This is a genomic window from Geomonas sp. (genome assembly GCF_056994735.1).
Genome location: NZ_JBXKJL010000107.1, coordinates 44733 through 53656, shown reverse-complemented (window position 1 = coordinate 53656; position 8924 = coordinate 44733). Strand labels below are relative to the sequence as shown.

Sequence of the window (8924 nt, the reverse complement as noted above, 5' to 3'; positions counted from 1 at the left end):
TCTTCGATGGCGGGGCCGGGGAACGTGGTCTACGAGGTGCGCGGGGACTCGATGGTGGAGATGGGGATCATGGACGGGGACTTCGTGGCGGTGCATCCTCAGGCGGTCGCGGAGACCGGCCAGACGGTGATCGCGGAGGTCAACGGCTCCATCACTATCAAGAAGTACTTCCGCAAGGGGAAGGTTATCGAGCTGCGGCCGGCCAATGCGGCAATGCAGTCAATCATGGTCACTGAAGACGATGAGTTTCACATCAGGGGAGTCCTTGTCGGCTCCATGAGGTTTTATCGAAAATGGACCGGGAAATCCTCCACATAACGGTCCCCGCTTTCCCCATCGCCCTCGCCCGTGTCGTCCACTCCAATCTGCGTTCCAGACCTGTGGCCGTGGCTCCGCTTAATTCGGAGCGGGCGCTGTTGCAATGCGTCTCGGCGGAGGCGGCTTCGGAAGGGGTCTATGCCGGGACGTCTATCTACCAGGCTCGCAAGTCCTGCCCTTCCCTGATTGTGATCGCTCCGGACCCGCATCTGAGCGCCAAAGGAAGCCACGCGCTCATGGAGCTATCGGCGGAGTTCACACCGATCGTGGAGCCCGGGGCGGGGAGGGTTTTCCTCGATGTCACGGCATCGAGAAGGCTCTTCGGGCCTGCCCGGGACGTTGCCGCCAGGCTCGAAAAGGCAATCGCTTCCAGGCTCAGTCTCGAGGCCATGGCCGGCGCGGGGATCAACAAGCTGGTGTCGCGGGTGGCGGCGGATGTCATGCAGGAGCCTGGTGTCTATGATGTCTTCCACGGCTCGGAGAGGCACTTCCTCGCTCCGTTTCCGGTTTCGGTTCTGCCCGGAGTCGGGGAGGCGCGGCAGACCCTGCTCTTCCGGGACCTGAATCTGCAGCGGGTGGACCAGGTGGCGGCCCTGTCGGTGCCGCAACTGAGGCTGGCGGTGGGGCCGTTCGCGCCGCTGCTGCACGACCGCGCCTGCGGGATCGATCGCTCTCCCGTCCAGCCTCCCCGGCTGACTACGGAAATAGTGGAAGAGGGGTTGCTGGACCAGGAGGAAAATGACGATGCGGTGCTCCTGTCTGAGCTCTTGCGGCTGGTGGAGGGATGCGGAGTGAGGCTTCGCCGGCTGAGGAAAGGGGCGAGGAAGATTTCTCTGTCGGTGATGTATGCCGACGGGGCTACTGAAGAAGGTAAGAAGGTCCTGCCGTCGCCCGTTTCGCTCGATCTACTGCTGCTTCGGGAGGTCGAGGCTCTCTTCTACTCGACGTGTAAAAGGCGGCAACGTGTGCGGGGTCTGCGGCTTACATGCGACCAGGTGGCACCGGATGCGGGGCAACTGGAACTGTTCGCGCCTCCCGAGGCTGCGATAGTCAGCAGCAAGCAGTTGGAACTCCAGGAGACGCTTGATGCTTTGAGGGAGAAGCATGGCCAGAATGTGGTCCGGTGGGGAAAGGGTCTTCCGCCGCGGAAGGAGCGGCTGACACTGAGCGAGGCGCCGGCTAGCTGGGATACGGAACAGAACAGGTACATGACGGCGACTAAGAATTAGAGGCTATCAACAGGGATGGACAGGATTTACAGGATGGAAGCAACGGGTGATAAGCAGAAGCTGAGGTTCGCCATGCTCCTACTATTGAACAAGGACTGAAGACCAGGCAAATCCCCCCTGTCCCCCCTTTGTCAAGGGGGGGAATGATGGGACGGACCGCATCTAAACTTTCAGCTACAGGCAAATCCCCCCTGGCCCCCCTTTGTCAAGGGGGGGACGATGGGACTGGCTGCACCTGGACATTCAGCTACAGGCAAATCCCCCCTGGCCCCCCTTTGTCAAAGGGGGGGACGATTGGACGGGCTGCATCTGGACTTTCAGCTACAGGCAAATCCCCTCTGTCCCCCCTTGTCAAAGGGGGGGACAGAGGGACTGGCTGCATCTAATTTCTGCCACGGCTTTCTGCCTCAGACACCGGCTTTGGTAGCTCAGACACTGATTTGGTAGCTCAGACACTGGTTTGGTAGCTCAGACACCGGCTTAGTAAATCAGCATGGCTTTAGTTTCCGAAGATTTTGCCTTTATCCCTTTCATCCTGTCCATCCCTGTAAAATATGTTTTCGGCTTTTGATCTAAAAGGTTCTCCCATAGATGTTTGTCCATCTTCACGTACATTCAGCGCTGTCGCCGAACTGGGGGATACATTCTCCTGAGACGCTTTGCGCAAGGGCTGTTCAATTCGGCTGCGACACTGTGGCGATTACGGACCGCAACGGCCTTTACGGCGTACCGCGCTTTCTTGATGCGGCACGTGAGGCCGGGATCAATCCGATCATCGGGACGGAGGCTGTTACCGATCGGAACCGGGCGGTGCTCCTGGCCAGGACGGAGGAGGGGTACGGCAACATCTCGCGGCTGCTCTCGGACCTCCACTGCCGGAAAGGTTTCGATCTCATTGAAGCGCTCGCCGAGTTTCGCCATGGTGTGGTGGTCCTCAGCGATGACGCGAAGCTCTTGTCGGCTCTGAAAAGGGATTCGGAGGAGGCTCTTTTCGTGGAGCTTTCACCCGGGCACTCGCTGCACCGGGCGCTCGCCTGTTCGCGCGAACTGCGACTTCCTCCGGTGGCAACGTCGCGCGCCCTGCTCCTGGACAAGAGCGACTTCCACCTCCACCGGGTGCTGCGGGCCATCCACCTGAACACGAAGCTTTCGCGCCTGGCCGCGGAGGATACCGCGTGCGACGCCGACTTCCTCTATCCGCCCGACAGGATCGCTGAGTTCTTCCCCCACTGCCCGGAGGCGCTGGAGAACACGGCGAAGGTGGCCTCCCTTTGCCGCACGGAGTGGGATTTCTCCAGCACCATATTCCCCGCCTTTCGCGATTTCGGAAACGATACCGCCTTCGAGGAGCTGCGGCGGCGCTCGCATGACGGTGCCTTGTGGCGCTATGGCGCGATTAATGAGGCGGTGGAGACGCGCCTCGACAAGGAGCTCTCCATCATCCGTGACAAGGGCTTCTCCCACTACTTCCTCGTGGTGGAGGAAATCTCGCATCAGTCGGAACGCACCTGTGGCAGGGGGAGCGCCGCGGCCTCTCTCGTGGCCTACTGTCTCGGCATCACCCACGTCGATCCCATCAGATACAACCTCTTCTTCGAACGCTTCCTGAACGAAGGGAGGACGGATCCCCCCGACATCGACATGGACTTTCCCTGGGACGAGCGCGACGCCATCCTGGACTTCGCCTTCGCCCGTTACGGGGCCCGACGCGCCGCCATGGTCTCGAACCATGTAGGGTTCAAGGGGCGCTCCGCCCTGCGCGAGGTCGCCAAGGTCTACGGCCTGCCGGACTTCGAGATCAAGGAGATGACCGACCGCATCTCCGGTTTCTGGAAGGCTGAACAGACCGCGGCGGCAATGGCCGGCCATCCTCTTTTCCAGGGGGAGGAGCTCTCACGGGACTGGCAGGAGATCCTCTCGACGGCAAGGCGCCTCAACGGCCAGTTGCGCCATCTCTCCCTGCACTGCGGCGGGCTGGTCATCGTGCCGGACGAGATCCGCAGGTTCGTCCCGGTGGAAATCTCGCGCAAGGGCCTCCCCTTCATCCAGTGGGAGAAGGACCAGACCGAGGACGCGGGTCTGGTCAAGATCGACATCCTCGGCAACCGCTCTCTGGCGGTGGTGCGGGACGCCATGGCGGCGGTGAAGGAGAACTGCGGGGTCGACATAGATTACGCATCCTGGCAGCCGCTCGAAGACGAGAAGACCGGGGAGATGCTCCGGCGGGGACGGACCATTGGCTGCTTCTATCTCGAGTCGCCCTCGGTGCGCCTCCTGCTGCGCAAGATCTGGAGCGACACGGCCCCTCCCGAGACCTTCAACTACGACATCTTCGAGGTGCTGGTGCAGGCCTCCTCCATCATCAGGCCGGCCGCCAACAGCTTCATCCAGGAGTACCTGGCCCGGATGCAGGGAAAGCCGTGGGCTCACCTCCATCCGCTCCTGGAGAGCGTGCTGGACGAGACCTTGGGCATAGCCATCTACCAGGAGCAGATCACCCAGATCGCCATGGAGGTCGCCGGCTTTTCCGCCAGCGACGGAGATCAGCTCCGGAAGGTGATCACCAAAAAGCACCGTGAGAAGCGGGTGGCCGACTTCCGCACCAAGTTCTTCTCGGGCGGGATCGCCAACGGCGTCAGCGAAGAGGTCCTGCAGGCGATCTGGGAGCAGATCCTCTCCTTTTCCGGCTACTCCTTCTGCAAGCCCCACTCGGCCAGCTATGCGCTGTTGAGCGCCAAGGCGGCCTACATGAAGGCCCATCACCCCGCTGAGTTCATGGCGGCGGTGATCTCCAACCAGGGTGGCTACTACTCGGCCTTCGCTTACATATCGGAAAGCCGCCGGCTCGGGCTATCGATACTCCCCCCCGACATCAACGAGAGCGAACACCGCTACACCGGCTGCGGGAACGCTCTCCGCGTGGGGCTGATGCAGATCGACGGGCTGACGGCCGACAGCGTCGACAGGCTCATCAGGGAGCGACGGGAGAGGGGGAGATTCGACTCTTTCCAGAATTTCCTGCGCAGGGTGAACGTCGCGCGCTCGGATGTGGAGCGCCTGATCAAGGGGGGGTGCTTCGACAGTCTGGAGGGTCTCGAGAAGCGCCCGACCCTCCTCTGGGAACTCCTTCATTTCCAGCAGCAATCGTGCGGGCTTCTCTTCGAGCAGAAGACGGTGCTGCCTCAGGCGCCGCCTTACGACGCGAAGACGGTGCTGCGACAGGAGGCCGAAATGCTCGGTTTCCTGGTCTCCCGCCACCCACTCACCCTCTACAAGGCGGAGTGGCTTCGCCACCGGCCGATAAAGGGCTCGGAGCTCAGGAAGTATTCGGGGAAATGGGTGACCATGGTAGGGTGGTGGATCACCACAAAGACCGTCGACGACAAGCACGGCCGCCCCATGGAATTCGTCTCTTTCGAGGATGTCACCGCCATCTTCGACGCCACCTTCTTCCCCGACGTCTACGCCAGGTTCTGCCGGAAGCTGTCGCAGAGACGGCCCTACCTGTTGAAGGGGATCGTGGAAGAGGAGTTCGGGGTGGCGACGCTGAGGGTCAAATGGGTGGGGTTTCTGGATTAAAGGGGGGAGTCGAACAGGTGCGGGCTCAAGGAAAAAAATGGGCGCCCACACGGGGCGCCCGAATCAATCACATAGCAATCACATAGCAATCGCGGCAGGATGCCGCTCCTACGATTTTATGCCCGCCAACCGCGCTCGAGAAGCAGGCGCTGTGCCGGGGCGTACTTCATGGCTGCGGCGGCCTTGATCAGTGCCTCGGCCACGAATTCCGTCTCCGGCTGCGACCCGAGCCGCGCCCCCTGCCAGTACAAAAATGCCGGGTCCTGCTCGGAAGTCGATTCCATGGCCACATCGAGGAAGGCCTCGGCGGTCTCGGGGCAGTGCGGGACACCGCGCCCGGTGGCATAGAGCGACGCCAGCCTGATCTGCGATTTGAAGTGCCCGTGCTCGGCAGCCCTGCGGTACCAGTAGGCGGCCTCGAATCCGTTGTGGTGGTCGGGGTCGCGATCGTAGATGTAGGCAAGATAGTACATCGCCGCAGGGTCGTTCTCGAAGACCACCTGGTAGAGCAGTTCCAGCGCTTTTTCTATGTCCTTCCGGCAGTGCTTCCCGAAGATATGGATTTCAGCAAGGGCGACGGTGCTGGCGGCATGCCCCTCAGCCGAGGCGCTCTCGAGCAGGCTGATGGCATAGTCGGCATCGTAGGTGACGCCGGAGCCTTCCAGATGGAGCAGTGCCAGTTCATGCCGGGCCCGGGCACTCCCACCCTTGGCCGCGGTGGCCAGGAACTTCCCCGCCTTCGACAGATCCCGCACCACGCCTTCGCCCTTCAGGTACATCAGCCCCATGGACTCCGATCTTGCCACCTCTGCCGGTGATACTGCTTCTGAGGGAGAGAGCGTGCTCTTTATCCGGAGCTCACTGGCTCTTTCCCTGAAGTTGATCAATTTCTTCGCTTTGCCCTCTGTCATAGTCATAACCTCATCGATGCTCGACACGGAACCCGGCACTCACAGGTTCTTCGTCGTCGATAGATTACAACTACTGTGCCAGTAGCGGGGACTCTGGCGAAGGCGGGGCAAGCTGATAATTATACTGGCGGAATCGGGAAGAGGGCGGAGGCCGCAGCGCCGTTTCTGCCGACAAAAACAGCGAAAAGGCGGGAGGTTACAAGCGAAAGTACGGTTTCCTAGGCCACCAGCAACTCCCTGACCTTCTTAAGCAGCACCGCCGGCGAAGCCGGTTTGGGGAGGAAGTTTTCCTTGGCGAAGGTCACACCCTTTTTGGCCACATCGTCGGGAGTATAGCCGCTGGTAAAGAGCACTTTCGTCTGCGGTTTGATCCTGGCGATTTCGGAGAAGGCATCCTTGCCGTTCATCTTCGGCATCACCACATCGATGATCAGGAGGTCGACCTCATTGCTGTTCTCCCTGAATTTCTCGACGGCATCCTCTCCATCGACTGCCTCGATGACCCGGTAGCCACTCCGCTTCAAAACCTCGGTGGTCAGCCGCCTCACCTCGAAGGCATCTTCCGCGACCAGGACGGTTTCCGTCCCTTTATGAAAATGATCGACCACCTCATCTTGTGGGGTGCACACCGGGCGCCCTTGCAGCAACGGCAGATACACGCTGAAGGTTGTTCCCTTGCCGGGCGCGCTCTCGGCTTCCAGGTACCCTTCGTGCTGTTGCACTATTCCGTAGACTATGGCCATCCCCAGGCCGGTGCCCTTCCCTACCTCCTTGGTGGTGAAGAAGGGTTCGAAGATGCGAGCCTTGGTCGCCTCATCCATCCCGGTCCCGGTGTCGCTGATGGAGAGGACCGCGTACTGCCCGATCTCGCCATAGCCTCGCTCGGCTACGAAATCGTCCGTCATCTCCATCTGCCTGGTCCGGATGGTCAGGACGCCGGGGCCGCTCATCGCGTCGCGGGCGTTGGTGACCAGGTTCATCAGTATCTGTTCGATCTGACCGGTATCCGCCATGACCTGCAGCCGTTCGCGGCTGAAGGAGATGTGGAGCTCGATCTCCTCCGTGATCAGCCGGCCCAGCAACTTCCTGATGTTTTCCACGATGTCGTTCAGGTCGACCGGCCCGGGGTTGTTAAGCTGCTTGCGGCTGAAGGCGAGGAGCCCCTGGGTCAGGTGGGTCGCCCGGTCGGCGGCGAATTGTACCTGCTCCAGGAATTTCAAGGCCCGGTCGTCCTCTGCCAGGGTCATCTGGGCTAGGTTGGTGAAGCCGATGATCGCGGTGAGGAGGTTGTTGAAGTCGTGTGCTATGCCGCCGGCCAGTTGCCCTACCGCCTCCATCTTCTGCGACTGCCGCAACTGCTCGGCCATGCGCCTTTCCCGGTCGATGTACATGGCGTTGCGGATGCTGATGCCTATCACCGGGGCGATCCCCATCAACAGGCTCATGTCGCTTTGCACCAGCTTCTTCTTCGAATTCACGTTGTCCACCGCCAGGACGCCGAGCGATTCCCCCTCGCAGACGATAGGGCAGCAGATGAAGGATTGAGCCTGCATCTGCTCCGAAAAAAGAACGCTTTTGTGGGAATGCACCTGCGAGACTTCCGCGAAGTCGTTCACCAGGATCGGCCGCTGCTCACGGAAGGAGACAACGAAGACCCCCTTGGAGTCGGGATCGGAAATGTTGAAGGAGGTCTTCTTCAGCAGGGACAACTGTGATTCCGTGTACCCGAAGCCGGTGCGGAACCTGAGAGTCGAATTGTGCTGATCCGCCAGGAGAATCAGGCAGCGGTCGTATCGAAGCCGGTTCTCCACGGCCTTGATGACATTGTCGAGCACGCTGTCGATGTCGCTTTGCGTGCTGATGGCCTGTCCCACCTCGTTGACCATGCGCGCGTTGTTGTAGTTGGTCTCCACCTGGTCAACGAGGTGCTGCGAGGAGTCCCTGGTCCGCACCAGGACCTCGTGCAACTCCCTCTTTTCCAGGCGCTCCGCGATATAGGAGATCACTGCCACGGTGAGGGACAGCAGCAAGGCAACCGGAATCCAGTGGGTCCAGCTGAAAAAAGGGAAGAGCGCCGCCAGCGCCGCCAGGGAGAGGGGAGCCATCTTGTTCCGGAAGCTCTTCAACCGGGCGTAGACGCTCCTTTTCCAGGTGATGATGTAGCGGCAACTGTGGTCGCCCTTGAAAAGGCATTCCGGGTGCTCGACCTGGGGCACGTCGTAGTTGAACAACATCAGGATGGCCTCGAAGAAGCCTATGCGGTTATCGCACTGGAACGGCTTTTCCACGGTCCCTTCATACGGAGTCACCGTTATCTCGACCTTGTTTTCGGCAAGCTGCCTGCTGGTGTATACCGAAGACCTGGTGAACCTCGCGCAGGACTTCCTTATCGTGTGGAAGGCGTTGGCCGGGCCGATCATGCCCAGGATGTATTTCCCTCCGAAGCCGATCGCCTCGGCCGAGGCGGCGTAGCGCCCGGCCTCCCTGGCGATATCGCTCCCCACCGCCTCCGCGACTTTCTCGTGAAAACGATCGACCTGTCTCTGGCTAAACCAGTGCCCCTCGTCGGCGACTTCGTAAGCCTTCATCTCGGCATGGTTCAGCAACTGGTCGATATCAACGTCACGGTACCTCTTCCTGATGAGCCCGAGGAAGCTGTTGATGATCCTGCTGTTATAGAGCTGGGGTTCTACTGGCATTGACTAAAGGCTCCGACCGGTGAAACAGAAGGTGACAGCGCAGGCGATTAACAGAAGCTAATACAGTTGATTCAAAACAGACACTCAGTCTAGCTCTATCGGCAGGTGCCGGCTTTGCTTTAATCATTCCTGAAGTATCAATCGGCCAGCTTCCAAACTGTCATTCCCGAGGCGATTCTGATCGGGAA

5 protein-coding genes are annotated in these 8924 nt (G+C 60.5%); 3 read left to right on the top strand and 2 right to left on the bottom strand.

All coding sequences use genetic code 11. The annotated features are described in order from the left end of the window. The 3 genes from AC11W3_RS05275 to AC11W3_RS05265 form a co-directional block, all read left to right on the top strand. A partial coding sequence (locus AC11W3_RS05275; RefSeq protein ID WP_484092598.1) for a LexA family protein occupies positions 1 to 318 on the top strand: 318 nt, incomplete at its 5' end. After that, entirely contained in the window at positions 294 to 1547 is a 1254-nt protein-coding gene (locus AC11W3_RS05270; RefSeq protein WP_484092597.1) for a DNA polymerase Y family protein, read from the top strand. The genes AC11W3_RS05275 and AC11W3_RS05270, both read left to right, overlap by 25 nt. Positions 1548 to 2138: 591 nt before the next feature. Continuing rightward, on the top strand, positions 2139 to 5126 hold the full coding sequence (locus AC11W3_RS05265) for a DNA polymerase III subunit alpha (RefSeq protein WP_484092596.1): 2988 nt from the start codon (positions 2139 to 2141) through the stop codon (positions 5124 to 5126). A gap of 116 nt (positions 5127 to 5242) precedes the next feature. Here the strand turns inward: AC11W3_RS05265 and AC11W3_RS05260 are convergent, their stop codons facing one another. Further along, positions 5243 to 6037, bottom strand: coding sequence for a tetratricopeptide repeat protein (locus tag AC11W3_RS05260; RefSeq protein ID WP_484092595.1), 795 nt, complete (start codon positions 6035 to 6037; stop codon positions 5243 to 5245). Between the two features lie 218 nt (positions 6038 to 6255). Next, positions 6256 to 8736, bottom strand: coding sequence for a GAF domain-containing hybrid sensor histidine kinase/response regulator (locus AC11W3_RS05255; RefSeq protein WP_484092594.1), 2481 nt, complete (start codon positions 8734 to 8736; stop codon positions 6256 to 6258). Positions 8737 to 8924: the final 188 nt, after the last annotated feature.